General features: G+C 61.8%; 12 protein-coding genes, 3 pseudogenes and 1 riboswitch. Of the genes and pseudogenes, 2 read left to right on the top strand and 13 right to left on the bottom strand.

Annotation, left to right across the window (positions count from 1 at the left end; genetic code table 11):
* Window positions 1–3 precede the first annotated feature (3 nt).
* Window positions 4–1,872 carry a TonB-dependent vitamin B12 receptor gene (btuB, locus tag HSX14_RS20700; RefSeq protein WP_373874759.1) on the bottom strand — a complete coding sequence of 623 codons (1,869 nt, stop codon included), beginning with the start codon at window positions 1,870–1,872 and terminating at the stop codon, window positions 4–6.
* A gap of 57 nt (window positions 1,873–1,929) precedes the next feature.
* Window positions 1,930–2,142: riboswitch (cobalamin riboswitch) on the bottom strand.
* Between the two features lie 115 nt (window positions 2,143–2,257).
* On the opposite strand from btuB, the gene HSX14_RS20705 reads away from it, so the two are divergent.
* Window positions 2,258–2,593, top strand: a complete 336-nt coding sequence (locus tag HSX14_RS20705) for a four-helix bundle copper-binding protein (protein ID WP_173177991.1) — start codon at window positions 2,258–2,260, stop codon at window positions 2,591–2,593.
* Window positions 2,594–2,599: 6 nt separating this feature from the next.
* On the opposite strand, the gene HSX14_RS20710 is transcribed toward HSX14_RS20705, so the two are convergent.
* The 11 genes and pseudogenes from HSX14_RS20710 to HSX14_RS20760 form a co-directional block, all read right to left on the bottom strand.
* Window positions 2,600–2,920: a hypothetical protein gene (locus tag HSX14_RS20710; protein WP_173177990.1), complete on the bottom strand. Its 321-nt coding sequence runs from the start codon at window positions 2,918–2,920 to the stop codon at window positions 2,600–2,602.
* A gap of 4 nt (window positions 2,921–2,924) precedes the next feature.
* Window positions 2,925–3,587 carry an O-methyltransferase gene (locus tag HSX14_RS20715; RefSeq protein WP_173177989.1) on the bottom strand — a complete coding sequence of 221 codons (663 nt, stop codon included), beginning with the start codon at window positions 3,585–3,587 and terminating at the stop codon, window positions 2,925–2,927.
* An 8-nt stretch (window positions 3,588–3,595) separates the two neighbouring features.
* The gene (locus HSX14_RS20720) at window positions 3,596–4,123 is read right to left on the bottom strand and encodes a C40 family peptidase (RefSeq protein ID WP_173177988.1); all 528 of its coding nucleotides are present in this window, start codon (window positions 4,121–4,123) and stop codon (window positions 3,596–3,598) included.
* A 174-nt stretch (window positions 4,124–4,297) separates the two neighbouring features.
* Complete coding sequence (locus tag HSX14_RS20725) at window positions 4,298–4,909, bottom strand: C40 family peptidase (protein WP_111262050.1); 612 nt, start codon at window positions 4,907–4,909, stop codon at window positions 4,298–4,300.
* Window positions 4,910–4,975: 66 nt separating this feature from the next.
* The gene (locus tag HSX14_RS20730) at window positions 4,976–5,749 is read right to left on the bottom strand and encodes an NAD-dependent deacylase (protein ID WP_173177987.1); all 774 of its coding nucleotides are present in this window, start codon (window positions 5,747–5,749) and stop codon (window positions 4,976–4,978) included.
* 27 nt (window positions 5,750–5,776) lie between these two features.
* A complete protein-coding gene (locus tag HSX14_RS20735; protein WP_173177986.1) occupies window positions 5,777–6,448 on the bottom strand; it encodes a DNA-3-methyladenine glycosylase I in 672 nt (223 codons plus the stop codon).
* 42 nt (window positions 6,449–6,490) lie between these two features.
* Window positions 6,491–7,192 (bottom strand): annotated as a pseudogene (ttcA, locus tag HSX14_RS20740) (tRNA 2-thiocytidine(32) synthetase TtcA); the annotation flags it as partial.
* 167 nt (window positions 7,193–7,359) lie between these two features.
* Window positions 7,360–8,247: a tRNA 2-thiocytidine(32) synthetase TtcA gene (gene ttcA, locus HSX14_RS20745; RefSeq protein WP_420803760.1), complete on the bottom strand. Its 888-nt coding sequence runs from the start codon at window positions 8,245–8,247 to the stop codon at window positions 7,360–7,362.
* Window positions 8,248–8,677: 430 nt separating this feature from the next.
* A pseudogene (locus HSX14_RS20750) lies at window positions 8,678–9,166 on the bottom strand (VOC family protein).
* 145 nt (window positions 9,167–9,311) lie between these two features.
* Window positions 9,312–11,177 carry a polysaccharide deacetylase family protein gene (locus HSX14_RS20755; RefSeq protein ID WP_173177984.1) on the bottom strand — a complete coding sequence of 622 codons (1,866 nt, stop codon included), beginning with the start codon at window positions 11,175–11,177 and terminating at the stop codon, window positions 9,312–9,314.
* 125 nt (window positions 11,178–11,302) lie between these two features.
* Window positions 11,303–12,046: a hypothetical protein gene (locus HSX14_RS20760; protein ID WP_173177983.1), complete on the bottom strand. Its 744-nt coding sequence runs from the start codon at window positions 12,044–12,046 to the stop codon at window positions 11,303–11,305.
* Window positions 12,047–12,205: 159 nt separating this feature from the next.
* Between HSX14_RS20760 and HSX14_RS20765 the strand changes: the two are divergent.
* Window positions 12,206–12,526 (top strand): annotated as a pseudogene (locus HSX14_RS20765) (conjugal transfer nickase/helicase domain-containing protein); the annotation flags it as partial.
* Window positions 12,527–12,606: 80 nt separating this feature from the next.
* On the opposite strand, the gene HSX14_RS20770 reads toward HSX14_RS20765, so the two are convergent.
* Window positions 12,607–15,258, bottom strand: a complete 2,652-nt coding sequence (locus HSX14_RS20770) for an excinuclease ABC subunit UvrA (protein ID WP_173177982.1) — start codon at window positions 15,256–15,258, stop codon at window positions 12,607–12,609.
* Window positions 15,259–15,265 lie beyond the last annotated feature (7 nt).

A 15,265-nucleotide genomic window follows, 5' to 3' on the forward strand; every position in this document is an offset into this window, starting at 1 on the left:
CTGTCAGAGGGCTTGGTAGCGGACGCTGAAGAACACTGCCTGCCCGGGCTGGTTGTAGTCCAGCGCGGTTTCGTAGTCGGCATCCAGCAGGTTGGTGACCTTGGCCTGCAGGCGCCATTCCTCGGTCAGCCAGTACTCGCCGCGCAGGTCGAGGGTGGCGTAGCCGGCCACCTGGTTGCGGTTGGCCAAATCGTCGTAGCTGCGGCCTTCGGCGTGCAACGTGGCGCCCAGGCCGAAGCGGCCGATGCGCCGGTCGAGGTCGAGGTTGAAGCTCTGCTGCGGGCGACGCGGCAGTTCGTTGCCGGCGTTGCTGCCGTGGTCGCGGTTCTCGGCGTCGATGAAGGTGGCGTTGGCGCTCCAGTCCCAGCCCAGCCATTGGCTGCCCAGCACCAGTTCGAGCCCGTCGATGCGGGCCTTGCCGATGTTGTTGGGGCCGCCGTACGGGCCGAGGGTGGAGTCGTAGGCGATCAGGTCGTCGACATGGGTGCGGTAGGCGTTGATCGACCAGTGGCCCCAGTCGTGCTCCCCGGTGAGCGCGGCCTCGAAGCTCTCGGAGGTTTCCGCATCCAGGCCCGGGTTGCCGTAGCCGGGGTAGTACAGCTCGTTGAAGCTGGGCGCCTTGAAGGCGGTGCCGTAGCCGAGGCTGAAGCGCAACGCGTCGCTGAGCGCATAGCCCCAGGCGGCGCTGCCGGTGTCGTGGGTGCCGAACTGTTCGTTGTCGTCACGGCGCAGCGACAGCTGCCAGTCCTGCTGGCCGGCCTGCCCCAGGTACTGGGCGAACCAGCCCTGGTTGCGGCGCGAATCCTGCTCGAAGGCGGTGGAGCTGCTGACCTGGTCGCGCTGCCAGTCGTAGCCCAGGGTCAGCACATGGCCTTCGGCGAGGGTCAGGTCGTTGAGCCAGGAAGCGCTGTCGCGCTTGGAGTCGAAGCGGGCGTCGAACAGGCCATCGGTGTGGCTGATGGACTTGTCCTCGCTGCGGCCGGCCCGGAGGGTGATGTTCCAGATGTCCTGGGGGCTGAAGCGGGCGCGGCCGCCGATCACCTCCTGGCGGTTGTCGGCGTTGGCGCCGTGGCCGCCGAGGGGATGCAGGTAACCACCGTTGTCGATGTCGTCGTAGTCGTTATGGGCCTTGGCGCGCATCAGCGTGCCGTCCACCGCCAGCCCACCGAGTTGCACACCGGCGTTGAGGGTGCCGGACAGGTTGCGGTAGCCGTCGGCGTCGGGCTCGTAGTAGTTGCTGCCCTGGCGGCGGGAGTTGATGCCGTCGGTGTCCTGGCTGCTGACGCCGAGGTTGTACCAGGCCTGCTCGTCGCCACCGGCCACCCCGGCGCTGCCCTGATAGCTGTCATGGGTGCCGTAGCCGGCGGAGAACCAGGGCTTGGCCGCGCCCTCGCCATGCCCCTTGCGGGTGAAGATCTGGATCACCCCGCCGATGGCTTCGGAGCCGTAGAGGCTGGAGCGCGGGCCACGGACCACTTCGATGCGCTCGATCAGCTCCACCGGCAGGTCCTGGAAGGCCGCCAGACCGGCGCTGACGGAGCCGATCTTCACGCCATCGACCAGCACCAGCACGTGGTCGGATTCGCTGCCACGCATGAACAGCGTGGTGTTCTTGCCCGGGCCGCCGTTGTTGCTGAGGGTGACGCCCGGCACCTTGCGCAGCAGTTCCGGCAACGAGCTGGCCTGGCTGCGCTCGATGGCCTCGCGGTCGATCACGGTGGTGGCGGCCAGGCTGGCGCGCACGGGCTGCTCGCTGCGGGTGGCCGTGACTACCTGCTCGTCGAGTTCGAGGGGGGCTGCGGCCAGCGGGGAAATGCACGAGATGCCGAGAACAGCCAGCAGCGCCGGCCTCGGGGAAGCGTTTCGGTTCAAGATCGGTCTCCGTCGCGCCACCCGCGCGACCTCCTGGGGTGATGCATGGGGCGATCCCATGCGCAGTCACACCAGGCCGGTCTCCGGGCTTGCGAGTGGAACCGTCGGTTCCCCGACCGCGCCTTCCCATGCCGGGGCACAGTGGCTGGATGCGGTGGATGACTCGCCTACCGTTGCGGGGGCAGCGCCGGATTCTTCGGGAGAATGGACCGGCTTCCCTGTTTCACCCCGGCGGCATGGCCGCGGGGCACCTGATGCAAGGCGCGCAGCTTAGTGGCCGCTGTGGTCAGGGTCAATCGACGGGCGGCAGGCGGAAAAAAGGGTCGAACCGATGGCCGCGGGCCTGCGTCCACTCAACAGGACCCACTCCATGAGGAGACTTCCGATGATCCGCGAACGCTATGCCTCCTGCATCCAGGCCTGCAACGCCTGCGCCATCGCCTGTGAACACTGCGCCGCCTCCTGCCTGCGCGAGGAAGACGCCGCGCACATGGCGCTGTGCATCCGCACCGACCGCGACTGCGCCGACCTGTGCCGCCTCGCCGCCCTGCTGATGGCCCGCGACAGCCCCCTGGCCGACGAGATCTGCCGCCTCTGCGCCATCGCCTGCCAGGCCTGCGCCGAGGAATGCGCCAAGCACGACCACGACCACTGCCAGGAATGCGCGCAAGCCTGCCAGCGCTGCGCGGAGGAGTGCGAGGTGATGGCTAAGGCGGCTTGACGCCGCTCAATGCCTCGGTTCGAACCCCGCCGGCTTGCCCGCCAGCCAGTCGACGAAGGTGCGCAGGCGCTCGTCGGACATCAGCGCCTCGCGGGTGTTGTAGGTCAGCGCCAGTTCCTTTTCGCTGAACAGGCGGTGGATCTGGTTGTGGCAGGGACGGCAGACCCAGAGGGTGGCGGTGATGCGCTCGCTGCGGGCGAAGCGTTTCTGCACGTAGGTCTTGCTGTGCAGCGCCTTTGGGATCAGGTGGTGGCGGGTCAGGGGCGCGGCGCGCCGGCAGAGCTCGCAGGCGTCCGGCTGGGGTGGCAGGCGGATGGGCTCGGCCATGGGCTCAGCGCTTGCGGCAGAGGGTCAGCCCGTCGCCGATGGGGAGCAGCGAGAGGTCGATGCGGGCATCGGTCTTGAGCGCGCGGTTCAGGGCCTGGATGGCGCGGGTGTCGGCGCTGTCGGGGTTGGCCTCCAGCACGCGGCCGCTCCACAGCACGTTGTCGAACAGCACCAGCCCACCGCTGCGCACCAGGGCCAGGGCGTGCTCCAGGTAGGCGGGGTAGTTGGCCTTGTCGGCGTCGATGAAGATCAGGTCGAAGCTGCCGGACTGCCCTTCCTGCTCCAGGCGGCCGAGGGTTTCCAGGGCGGGGGCCAGGTGCAGGTCGATGCAGTCCTCGACGCCCGCCTCCTGCCAGTAGCGCCGGGCGACGGCGTTGTAGTCGCCGGGCAGGTCGCAGCAGAGGATGCGGCCGTCCGCCGGCATCGCCTCGGCCATCACCAGGGCGCTGTAGCCGGTGAAGGTGCCGACTTCCAGGATGCGTCGCGCTCCGGTGAGCCGCACCAGCATGGCCATGAACTGGCCCTGCTCGGGGGCGATCTGCCAGCGCGCGGTGGGCAGCAGCGCGGTTTCCTCGCGCAGGCGCGCGAGCAACGGCGTCTCGCGCAGGGAGACGTCGATCAGGTAGCGGTAGAGGTCGTCGTCAAGGTTGAGCGTCCGGGTGGTCATGCAGCCTCTCAGGGCGTGCTCGCCAGGTGCGAATCGAGCAGCACGCGCTTGGCGTTCAGGTAGCTTTTCTGCCAGTAGCTGTTGGACAGGCTGTCGAGGCGCACCGTTCCGCCACTGGAGGGCGCGTGGACGAAGCGGCCCTCGCCCACGTAGATGCCGGCGTGGCTGACCTGGCCGCCGCCGTTGGTGGCGACGAACACCAGGTCACCGCTCTGCAGGGCGTTCATGCCGATAGTCGGCACGCGCATGGCGATGAGCTCGCGGGTGGAACGCGGCAGGCTGATGCCGGCGGCGTCGCGGTAGACGTAGCCGATCAGGCCGCTGCAGTCGAAGCCGCTGTCCGGGGTGTTGCCACCGTAGCGATAGGGGGTGCCCACCAGACCGAGTGCACGGAACAGCACGTCATCGGCCGCTGGCGAGGACGGCGCCTGGACCACGGGCGGGGTGTAGACGGGAGCGGGAGCCGGCGCATGGCTGGAGCAGGCACCGAGGAGGGCGAGCAGCGCGATGAGGGCAAGACGGTGCAATGCGGGCATGGCAAGTCAGTCCTGACTTGAGGTTTGCTCGCTAATTTGCTGATACCGCTCGAATAATGCAAGCAAAAAGCCATCGCCGCTGCGCGTGGGCGGCAACCCGGACTTATATAGAAGAAGGCGGAAACGAATCGGCCCGGAACAGGGTCCGGGCCGACGGGTGGATCAGGATCGCTATCAGCGGTGCATCGAGCCTTGCGCCGAGGCGTTCATCGACGGGGAAACCTGCGCCAGGACGCGCTTGGCTTCCATGTAGCTCGCGCTCCAGTAGCGGTCATCCAGGCTGTCGACCCGCACACCGCCGCTGCGATGGCTGGAGGAGTGGATGAACTGGTCGTCGCCGATGTAGATGCCGGCGTGGCTGACGCGGCCACGGCCACGGTTGTTGAAGAAGACGATATCGCCCGGCTTCAGCTCGCTGCGCGCGATGACCGGTGCATCGAGGTTGATCATCTCGCGGGTGGAGCGCGGCAGCTGGATGCCCGCCTCTTCCTTGAACAGGTAGCCGACGAAGCCGCTGCAATCGAAGCCGGTCTTCAGGGAACGGCCACCGAAGCGGTAGGGGGTGCCCACCAGTTCGAAGCCACGCTCGAGAACGTTGTCGGCGAGGGACGGCAGCTGGTAGGGCTCGTCGTCCATCATGTCCGCCATGTCCTGGACGCTCGGCTCTTCGATGGCGGCCTGGGGCTCCGGAGTGGCGGCTACTTGCGGCTTCGGCGAAACGCCGGCGCAAGCGGTGAGAAACAGTGCAAACGTGATAGGCACGAGGGGTGCGAAGCGACTGAGCATGGGCACGACCGTGTCGAAAATTATAAGAAGGCGCGAATATGCCCTCTATCGATCTAATTTGCAAATTTAATCGATCGAAATGTGACTCAGTAGTTCCTGCAAAACATCTAAGGCCTTTCCCATCAGATGTACGTCGACCGAGCGGGCGAGATCAGTGCTGGCGGGGTTGATTTCCGCCGTGAAGCCGCCTTGCTGGCGGGTGCGCATCACCGGTTCGATGATGTAGGGGAAGCTCGCCGTGGTGCCGACCGCAAGCACCGCATCGAAGCCCTTGCGCAGTTGCGCGTAGAGGGTGTCGATGGCCTTTTCGGGGAGCATTTCCTCGAACAGGACGACGGGAGGCCGGAGAATACCACCGCAAACCGTGCATTTGGGAGGCAAAGGCCGTTCCAGGTGCTGCGACAGTTGGTCGCTCTCGGCGCCGCACGACTGGCAGAACAGGGGCGCCAGTTCGCCATGGATCTCGATCAGCCGCTCCACGGGCGACCCCGCCTGGCGGTGATAGCCGTCGATGTTCTGCGTCAACACCCAGCATTCCGGCTTGAGCCGCTGCAGTTCGGCGATGGCTGCGTGCCCGGCATTGGGGCGTGCACCGAGGCAGGCGCGCCCGAGTTGGGCGAGGTACTTCCAGCACAGGGCGGGGTCCCGCCGCAGCATGGGGCCGGAGATGGCCTCCTCGATCGGGATGCCCTCCTCCGTCATGCCGTTGTAGAGGCCACCGAGCCCGCGGTAGGTGGGCAGGCCGGAATCCGCGGAAAGGCCTGCCCCCGTGATGATGAGGATGCGTTCGGCCCGCTTCAGCTCAGCGGCGACCCGGGCGATATCCGACGAATGGTCCATGGAAGCCTCCTGCCTCGCGAAACGGGATCAGTGGTTGACGGTGTGGGCCAGCATCACCGAGAGCTGGCACAGCGGCCTGCCGCTTTCCTCGTGCCAGCGGTTGAACGCGGCCTGCACCAGGGCGAGATCGCGCAGGCTGGTGGGCGCCTTGTCGATGACCTCCTGGGCCTTGAGCGCGGCGACCATGTCGTCGGTGGGGATGAAGGTGTCCTTGCCGACCATGCGCAAAAAACGCGGCGCCGACAGCCCGCCCAGCTGGTTGCCGTGCTTGGCCAGGTACTTCCACAGGCCGACGATGTCGGTCACCGGCCAATCGGCGATCAGCGCACCGAAGCTGCCCTTCTCGCGGCGCACGTCGAGGATGAACTGGGCGTTGCGCGGCACGCTCTTGAGCTTGCCCAGGTGACGGATCAACCGCGCATCCTGCATCAGCCGCTCCAGGTGCTCGGCGCCCATCAGCACCACCTTCTCCGGGTCGAAGCCGAAGAACACCTCCTCGAAGGCCGGCCACTTGGCGTCCACCAGGCTGTGCTTGAGCCCGGCGCGGAACACCCGCAAGGCCAGCAGCGACAGGTAGCGATCATCGGCCAGCCCGCGCAGCTCGGCATCGCTGCGCGGCCGGGGCAGGCGCGCCTCCAGGGCCTCGGCCGAGCCGAAGCGGTTGAGGCAATACTCGTGGAGCCAGCGGTAATCACGCATAGATAAGAGCCTTGGCTGTAGCTCGAAGCTCGAAGCTCACATTCAGATATTGACGACGTCCAGGGTGCGCGGCGCGGCGCTTTCGTCGATGCGCAGGTTGGTGAAGTCGAACAGGTTGCGGTCGGCCAACTGCGAGGGCACCACGTTCTGCAGGGCGCGGAACATGATCTCGGTGCGGCCCGGCGACTTGCGTTCCCATTCCTGGAGCATCTCCTTGACCACCTGGCGCTGCAGGTTTTCCTGCGAGCCGCAGAGGTTGCACGGGATGATCGGGAACTCCTTGAGCTGCGAGTAGGCCTCGATATCGGCCTCGTTGCAGTACGCCAGCGGGCGGATCACCACGTTGCGGCCGTCGTCGGCACGCAGCTTCGGCGGCATGGCCTTGAGGGTGCCGCCATAGAACATGTTGAGGAAGAAGGTTTCCAGGATGTCGTCGCGGTGGTGACCGAGGGCCATCTTGGTCGCGCCGATCTCGTCGGCGAAGGTGTAGAGCGTGCCCCGGCGCAGGCGCGAGCACAGCGAGCAGGTGGTCTTGCCTTCCGGGATCTTCTCCTTGACCACCGAATAGGTGTCCTTCTCGACGATGTGGTACTCGACGCCGATGGACTCCAGGTAGGCCGGCAGCACGTGCTCGGGGAAGCCCGGCTGCTTCTGGTCCATGTTCACGGCGACGATCTCGAACTTGATCGGCGCGACCTTCTGCAGGTACAGCAGGACGTCGAGCATGGTGTAGCTGTCCTTGCCTTATAGCTTAAGAAAACATAACTGGACAGCACCAGCATAAGCGCAACCTATTGATTTTAAATGAATTAAATAGAAAGCTGGCTTTACAGAAAAAGGCGAAAAAGTAAATTTTGCGTCTTCCTGAGCTTTGAAAACCCTCATACCTCCCGAAAAATCACCTTGAACCTTTACAAAATCCGAACGACATCAATTCGGCCTTCAACACTGGATGATGAAACCTCGGCTGCTTCGAATTCGTAGGGCGGTCGGGCATCCGACCTATCAATGGATAGATCTATAAAATCGAAGAGGCTGCGATCAGCTAACTGGGAAGGACTTACGCTTTGTAAGCTGTGAAAGATGTTTTCTACGCAGCCAGGATTTACCGAATCCCACTCCGCAATCATCGACTTGATTTTTTTCCTCTGCAAATTCTCTTGCGATCCGCAGAGATTACACGGAATGATTGGATATGCGCTATCGGCAGCGACCTTTGCTATATCTTTCTCGCGACAGTAGGCGAGTGGCCGGATGACTATATTCCTCTTGTCATCGCTAAGAAGCTTAGGAGGCATCCCTTTCAATTGCGCTTGGAAAAACATGTTCAGAAACAAAGTTTCAACCATGTCATCCATATGATGACCGAGTGCCAATTTAGTAGCCCCAATTTCCTCAGCAAAACTATAAAGCGTGCCCCTTCTGAGTCTAGAGCAAAGAGAACAGGTAGTCTTACCTTCTGGGATCTTACTCTTGACAACGGAATAAGTATCCTTGTCAATTATATAATAATCAATCCCTTTAGCCTCGAAAAACTCAGGCAATATATGCTCCGGAAAGCCAGGTTGCTTCTGATCAAGATTAACCGCCACAACACTGAATTTTATTTGCGCAACTCTCTGCAAGTGCAGCAAAGCGTCAAGCATAACGAATGAATCTTTGCCACCACTTACGCAGGCCATAACTTTGTCGCCATCTTCGATCATTGCATAATCTACAACAGCCTTGCCCACATTGCCGCGCAGCTTTTTACGACGAAGTTCCGCAGCTTTATTAATCTGAGATTCCTGTTCGCCCATCATCATAAACACTAGCTTCCAATTAAATATTTACAAGCCCAGTTTACTATAAAAACCTCGCCCACCTTGCAACATCCCGCACCACTTGCGAAGGATTGAGATAGTTAGACACTACCAAAATCGGACGCATAAACAATTCGAAGCAAAGCACAACATTGAGGTCACGTATTTAATATACGACATACACTCTTAAGTAAATCTATAAGTCAGTATCATCTGCCGAGTTTGACGCCAGCTATATCATAACAAGATTATGCCTGCGTTTTATAGAAGCTCCTGACCAACGATTGCATTTAGCTTGACCGAGTCGCAACAGGGGAGGATCACAGCACGGAACTCTGCGAGTCACGCGGAGAGGCCGCAGCAGCCTCAGAATCACATGTGGTGTCAGGCAGGCTCAGTCATTGGGGCTGGATTCAGACGTTGGAGATTAAGCCTTCAGCGCAGCCTCGATCGCGGCAAAGTCGATCTTCGTCATGCCATCAATGGCCTCGAACGAACGCGTTGCTGCCGCTCGATCAGGGCTGGGTATTGCAGCCGTCAGGATATGTAGGGAGATCTACCACGAAACACCCACTCGTCCCTGTGCCAGCCATACGCGCTCACCTGGCCCCATTATTAATGATCGCGCTCACAAGTGGTCCGTCTCAGCCTGATCATCGGTCGCGACCTGGAACGAAAAAGGCTCTTTGTACTGGAACACCGGGTCGTCGTTCAGGCCAAGGCAGGACATGCGCTACCCTGATCTCGACCGCGAACACATCGCCCTGCTTGCCGGCTGGATGGTCGCCGGGAGCGTGGTGGACGGCCACCACCACGCAGTCCGAAAAGTCTCTGCATAGAAAGAAGAAGTCTCCCCTTTGATTACATCAAAACGGCAGTAGCTGATTGGCGGTGACGATTCGAAGCGTCCACTCATCTAGCTCTCAGTGGTCCACGATGGTTCGGCTGTTGCCAGTCACGACGGGCCGGATTCAATCCATAGCTGCCGGTGGCGACGGGCCGAAACCGGCCAAAACCTGCCCGTGGTGACAGTCGCAGTCGAACCTGGATTTCCTGCTTCTTTAGTGATGTAAGTCAATCATAATCGTGCCGGCGGGAATATCGCGGAACAGCCATCGCCCATCGGATAGCTTTTGCATGGCGCTGCCAGAGACCGGCCGCAGGCCAGTTGGCAACTCAAATACCAGATCTTTAATAGGCTCTTGCGCTTGGACGTTGAGCACAATTTGACCGCGTTGCGCCAGCACATCGACCTCGACTTTATCGCGTGCAGCCCACCAGCTGCCGTACTGGCTCATGGTTCCAAACCAGGCGAATGGTTTGAGTCGAGGAAGGATCTGCTCCAAGAAGCGGTACTTATGGTCAACTTCATTCGGGTGAAGCAGCATCACGTAACTTGCGCCATATCGGGCAAGCTTCTCGGCCAGCTCAACCGCCTCCTCGACTCGCTGATCCATAATCGGCGGTATCTCATCTTCAATCGCAATTGGAAACTCAAACACTGTCGTTTCATCGCTATACATCCGTTGCGTGTTTGTGCGAAACGGTAAGTGTGTGGTGAGGTTCCCTGCAGTTGCTGAACTCGAAAAGCGATAGCCCGATGCGGCCAGAGCCTCAGGGAGGCGAGGCGGTGTTGCTAGATAGCCGGGACGGAACGAGACCACCGAGCGACCGGTCAGTTGCTCCAACAAAAAGCGGCTCACCCTAAGCTCGCCCATCACCGTCGCACCTTGCGTATCGCCGAGAGCCTTAACCCTCGGCTGGTAGGTCGGATATTGCTCGCTCCCATCACCAAGCGGAAGCGAGGCGTACATGTCGGAATGGCTAACTGAGTGGCTGGCTATCTCCATACCAGCCGCCACCAAGGCATCCATCGCAGCAAGCGTACGGTCGTTGAAAAAACCTTCGTCCTGAAAGTCGCGGTAGTATTTTGTTTGTAGGAAAAAGGTTGCCGGTATTCCTTCCCGCACGAGCAAGTCCCGATAGGCAAGTAGATTGCCCATCGACTTGACGTAATCCACATCAAACGTCACGACCGCAGCCAGGCGTTGGCCTTGTGGCACAGAGCCAATCGTGACGGCTAGCGGTTCGTGCTGGCGATAGACAGCCCTGAGCCAGCGCAGCCATACGTCGACGGAGGGCTCATAACCATTGGCATAGGCCCGGTAGCCTTGGTCATTACGATCGTTGTGCGCTCGCATGATGAAAAAGCCGAGGTCAAAACCCAACGCATATGCGCTGCCGCCTGCCTTGTTGTCTCCTCTGACCAAAGCGGCGGATCCGTCTTCGAACCTGGCCAAAACCTGCTGCGCATTCACATACGTTTGCGTGCCGATCCAACTTGTCGGCAGATCAGGCTGGCCAAGCAGTACTGTCTTTTCATGGAGATCGCTGATCCAGCCAAGGGCTGGCGCTTGTTCGAAGGTGATACTGTGGTGAGCTCGCGATTCCAAAGTCGATTCGAAGCCAAACAGATCGTGTAGTCCGCCACCCAGCACTTGTGTGGCTATTAGAGTCCGTCCTGCTTCCACGTGGCGGCGCAGCGCTGTGCGCCCAGCATCGTCAAGGGTGCGTCCCGAAAGCAACGGATACACGAGGACGACGTTATGACGAGTAGCCTCGGCGACGTCATCGGTAATAGTGAACGGCACGCCGATACTTTTGAGGCCATGAGACAGGCCGAGCCAAGCGGAATCCTTATCAGTCAACAAGATTGCAAGACGAGAAGGCTCTCCGCTGGCGAAGCGATTCCAGTCGGAACGCCCCTGGTCAGAGATATGGCTCACTTCAGTGGGCCCGTTTAGATCATCTAAGCGATCAAATGTGTTTCGCTCGATAAAAGCGGTAACGGCAACAATCAGCAAACTGACAAGAACTATAATGGCGATGACACGTGCCAAGATGGCAGGCTTGTTTACGAACGGCACGAAGACCTCGTCGGTGCAGGTAGAAAATTAGCATCTTGGAGCAATGCGAGGCAGGAAACGTTAGAGCGGCAACCGGCTCCTGCTGCTTCCGGATCGTAGCTGTTTCGTTTATTAGCAATAGATTTTCATAGTTGTTGGCCGGTTGGATAATATTCCCACTCTTGCCAGTCGATACCCCCTACAGCCAAAGGCTGCAGCCTAGCCCGCCAAAAGCTGTCTTGCTCTTGAAGTAGAGCCTGTGCTGCGCCGCCCCAGGTTTCTTCAGGCGCAAGCTGAGGCTCTATGCTCTGCGCGAGTCGAAAGCGCACGGCCGGCCAGCGCTGAGCGATTTTCTCCGTGAGCTGGGCGCTGCGTTCAGCACTGCGGGTGTAGATCATCAAACTCACCTTACTAACACCGATGGAAGGTAGCTCACACGGAGCGCAAGGAAAGCCACCCATCTCCTCAGTAAACCAGCGGTAATGGCTCGATATTTCGACAGGCCAAGGACTAGCGGCTGCCACCTGCTTTAGCGTGTCCAGCCATTCACGCACATGTTTCGCCGGAACCGGCCAGCCACGCTGCTCAACTTCCAGATCCAGATGAAGTGCTGAGAACGACACAGACTTCAATTTCGAAATGATGGCGATCAGCGAAGCGCGGTGCTCAGGCGCCATCCAGTCTGGATCACCCAAAAGCAGCACAGGCTCGAAGCCACGTTTTCTGAGTGTTATGGCAACCGCATCGAGCGTCCGCACAACTTCCGGTTGCGCTAATTGCTCGGCGCTCAGCCCGATATATAGACGTTGGATGCCCGTGCGGTCCAGGCGAGACAGCTCGTCGGTTCGAGTAGCAGGATTGAGCAACGCACGGCTATCCCAAATGTACACGCCCCGCCTCCAGGACTGGGTAGCTTCAGGTTCAGCAGCGTTTACTTCCAGAAAGTGCAATTGCGCCGGTGACATAACCTCTGCCGGCGCAGCGAAAGCCAGGCAACTTAGCAAGCCGCACACTAGAAGCTGGCGCATTTGAAACTTCTTCGCTTTAAGGAGAAGGCGCTCGTGCATACGGTGAGCGACACCGCCTACCTGGTCAGTCCCGGCGTGTTCCATCGCTATGCGCAGGAACATCCCCAGGTGGATGCGCTAGCCAGGCAGGACAAGCAACAGGATTGGCAGTGGGTGCAAAAGCGCTTTGAGAAACTGCAGCTACACCGCAAGCACTCAAATGGCCTGAACATTTGGACCTGTGAAGTCACGGGCCCGAGGAAGTCCCGCCGACTGCATGGCTACCTCCTCGAAAATGGGTCCTTGGTATTCGCCGAAATACCGCCCAACAATCCCTATCTTGCTCTGACTCAGGAAGGATGACGCGACTCGGGCAGCGACCGTCACCACCGTGTGGCGACGATCAATGCCCCGCGAAGCTGGCAACATTTTGGCGAACTAAGCTACTCGGCCCGCGCCAACTCCCGTGCAAGGAACGGAGCGGTTCGGCTGCCAGACTTTCGGGCCACCTGCTGAGGGGAACCCGCCACCACGATGCTGCCGCCGGCAGCGCCCGCGCCTGGCCCTACGTCAATCACCCAGTCGGCTTGGGCCACCGCACGCATGTCGTGCTCGATCATCACTACGGTATTGCCGGCATCGACCAGGCGCTGCAACTGCTCCAGCAGCCGGTCGGCATCCGACGCGTGCAGCCCGGTGGTCGGCTCGTCGAGCACGTACAGGCTTCGGCCGCGCTGGCTGCGCTGAAGCTCGGTCGCCAGCTTGATGCGCTGCGCCTCGCCACCGGAAAGCTCAGTGGCCGGTTGCCCCAGGCGCAGATAGCCCAGTCCGATGTCGCGCAGCAGTTGCAGGGGCCTTGCCACCGCGTCTTCACCCGCGAAGAATTCGCTGGCATCGTCCACGGTCATCTGCAGCACCTCGGCGATGTTGCGCCCGTTCCACTGCACCTTCAGCGTGGCCTCGTTGTAGCGCGCGCCATGGCAGGTCGGGCACGGCGCGTACACGCTGGGCATGAACAGCAGTTCCACGCTAACGAAACCCTCGCCCTCGCAAGTCTCGCAGCGCCCCTTGGCGACGTTGAACGAGAACCGTCCGGCATCATAGCGGCGGCGTCGAGCATCGGGCGTGGCGGCGAACAGCTTGCGCACATGGTCGAACAGACCCGTGTAGGTAGCCAGGTTCGACCGCGGCGTGCGCCCGATCGGCTTCTGGTCCACCTGCACCAGGCGCTGTATGGCGTCCACGTCGCCCGCCAGATGGCCGCCGGTCGCTTCGACCACTGCCGGCCCTTCGCTGGTGGCGCTTTCGGCGGCATCGTCTTCAGGCTCGTGGCCCAGGTGCAGCAGCACCAATTCCGGCAGGGCCTGCGCGACGAGGCTGGATTTGCCGGAGCCAGAGATGCCGGTAACGGCTGTCAGCACGCCCAGCGGAATGCGCGCATCCACGCCATGCAGGTTATGGCGGTGGATGCCCTGCAGCTCCAACCAGCCGGTCGCTTCGCGTGCTCGGCTTCCGGGTGCGGGAATTTCGTCGAACAGGTAACGTGCAGTACGCGATTCGGCAATCTTGCGCAGGCCATCCGGCTCGCCGCTGTAGAGCACGCGGCCGCCACGCTCGCCGGCATCCGGCCCGACATCCACGAGCCATTGCGCGCGGCGCATCAGGTCCAGGTCGTGATCCACCACAAACACCGAGTTGCCCGCGTCGCGCAGCCGGTCGAGTGCATCGTACAGGGCCTGGCTGTCGGAGGGATGCAGGCCCGCCGAGGGTTCGTCGAGTACGTACACGACGCCGAACAGCAGGGAACTTAATTGCGTGGCCAACCGCAAGCGTTGCAACTCGCCGGCCGAAAGCGTCGGCGTGGCCCGGTCCAGCGTCAGGTAGCCCAGGCCTAGCCCGCGCAGTTGGCGCAGGCGCGCCATCACGCCTCCAGCCAGGCGCTGTGCGGCGAGGCGCTTTTCTTCCGACAGCGCGGAGGTACGGCGCACGTCGGGCGATACCGCATGGACCGCACGGCCGGTGGCAGCGCGTTCGGCACGCTCGCGCCGGGTCGCTTCCTTGTCCGTAGCCGCACCCGCTGCATGGGCGCGGAAATCGCCCTGTGCGATGGGTTCGAGCAATGCCGCCAAGTGGTCCAGCGGCATCTGCATAAACGCGCCGATGTCCACCCCAGCGAAGGTGACCGACAGCGCTTCGGGCTTGAGCCTCTTGCCGTGGCAGGTGGGGCACGGCTTGCCCTCCATGAACCGGGATACGCGCTTTCTCATCAGCGCGCTCTGGGTATTGGCGAAGGTGTGCAACACATACCGCCGGGCGCCGGTGAAGGTGCCCATGTAGCTCGGCTCCATCTTGCGTTTGAGCGCGGTGCGGGTTTCGGCAGGCGTGAAACCGGCGTACACCGGCACCGTTGGTGTTTCCTCGGTGAACAGAATCCAGTCGCGATCCTTTTTCGGCAGGTCCTTCCACGGCCGGTCAACGTCGTAGCCCATGCTGACCAGGATGTCGCGCAGGTTCTGGCCCTGCCAGGCGGGCGGCCAGGAAGCAATCGCCCGCTCACGGATGCTCAGGGAGGGGTCGGGCACCATGATCGCCTCGGTCACTTCGTACACATGACCCAAGCCGTGGCAGGTCGAGCACGCCCCCTGCGGCGTGTTCGGCGAAAAATCCTCGGCGTACAGCATCGGCTGGTTGGCGGGATAGGCGCCGGCGCGCGAATACATCATCCGCACCAGGCTGGACAGGGTGGTCACACTGCCCACGGAGGAACGCGCATTGCTGGCCCCCCGCTGCTGCTGCAGCGCCACCGCTGGTGGCAGGCCGTCGATCGCATCTACGTCCGGCACGCCCGCCTGGTCGATCAGGCGCCGTGCATAGGGGGCCACCGACTCAAAGTAGCGTCGCTGCGCCTCGGCATAGATGGTGCCGAAGGCCAGCGAGGACTTCCCGGAGCCGGAGACACCCGAGAACACCACCAGCGCATTCCGCGGGATAGAGACGTCCACCTCTTTGAGGTTGTTCTCACGCGCGCCACGCACCTGCACGAGGCCGCTGGCCGCAGCGGTACAAGAGGATTCACCGAAAGTATTGTTTGGCATGTTCTTA

Origin of the sequence: Pseudomonas tohonis, assembly GCF_012767755.2 — a bacterium.
GTDB classification, from domain to species: Bacteria; Pseudomonadota; Gammaproteobacteria; order Pseudomonadales; family Pseudomonadaceae; genus Metapseudomonas; species Metapseudomonas tohonis.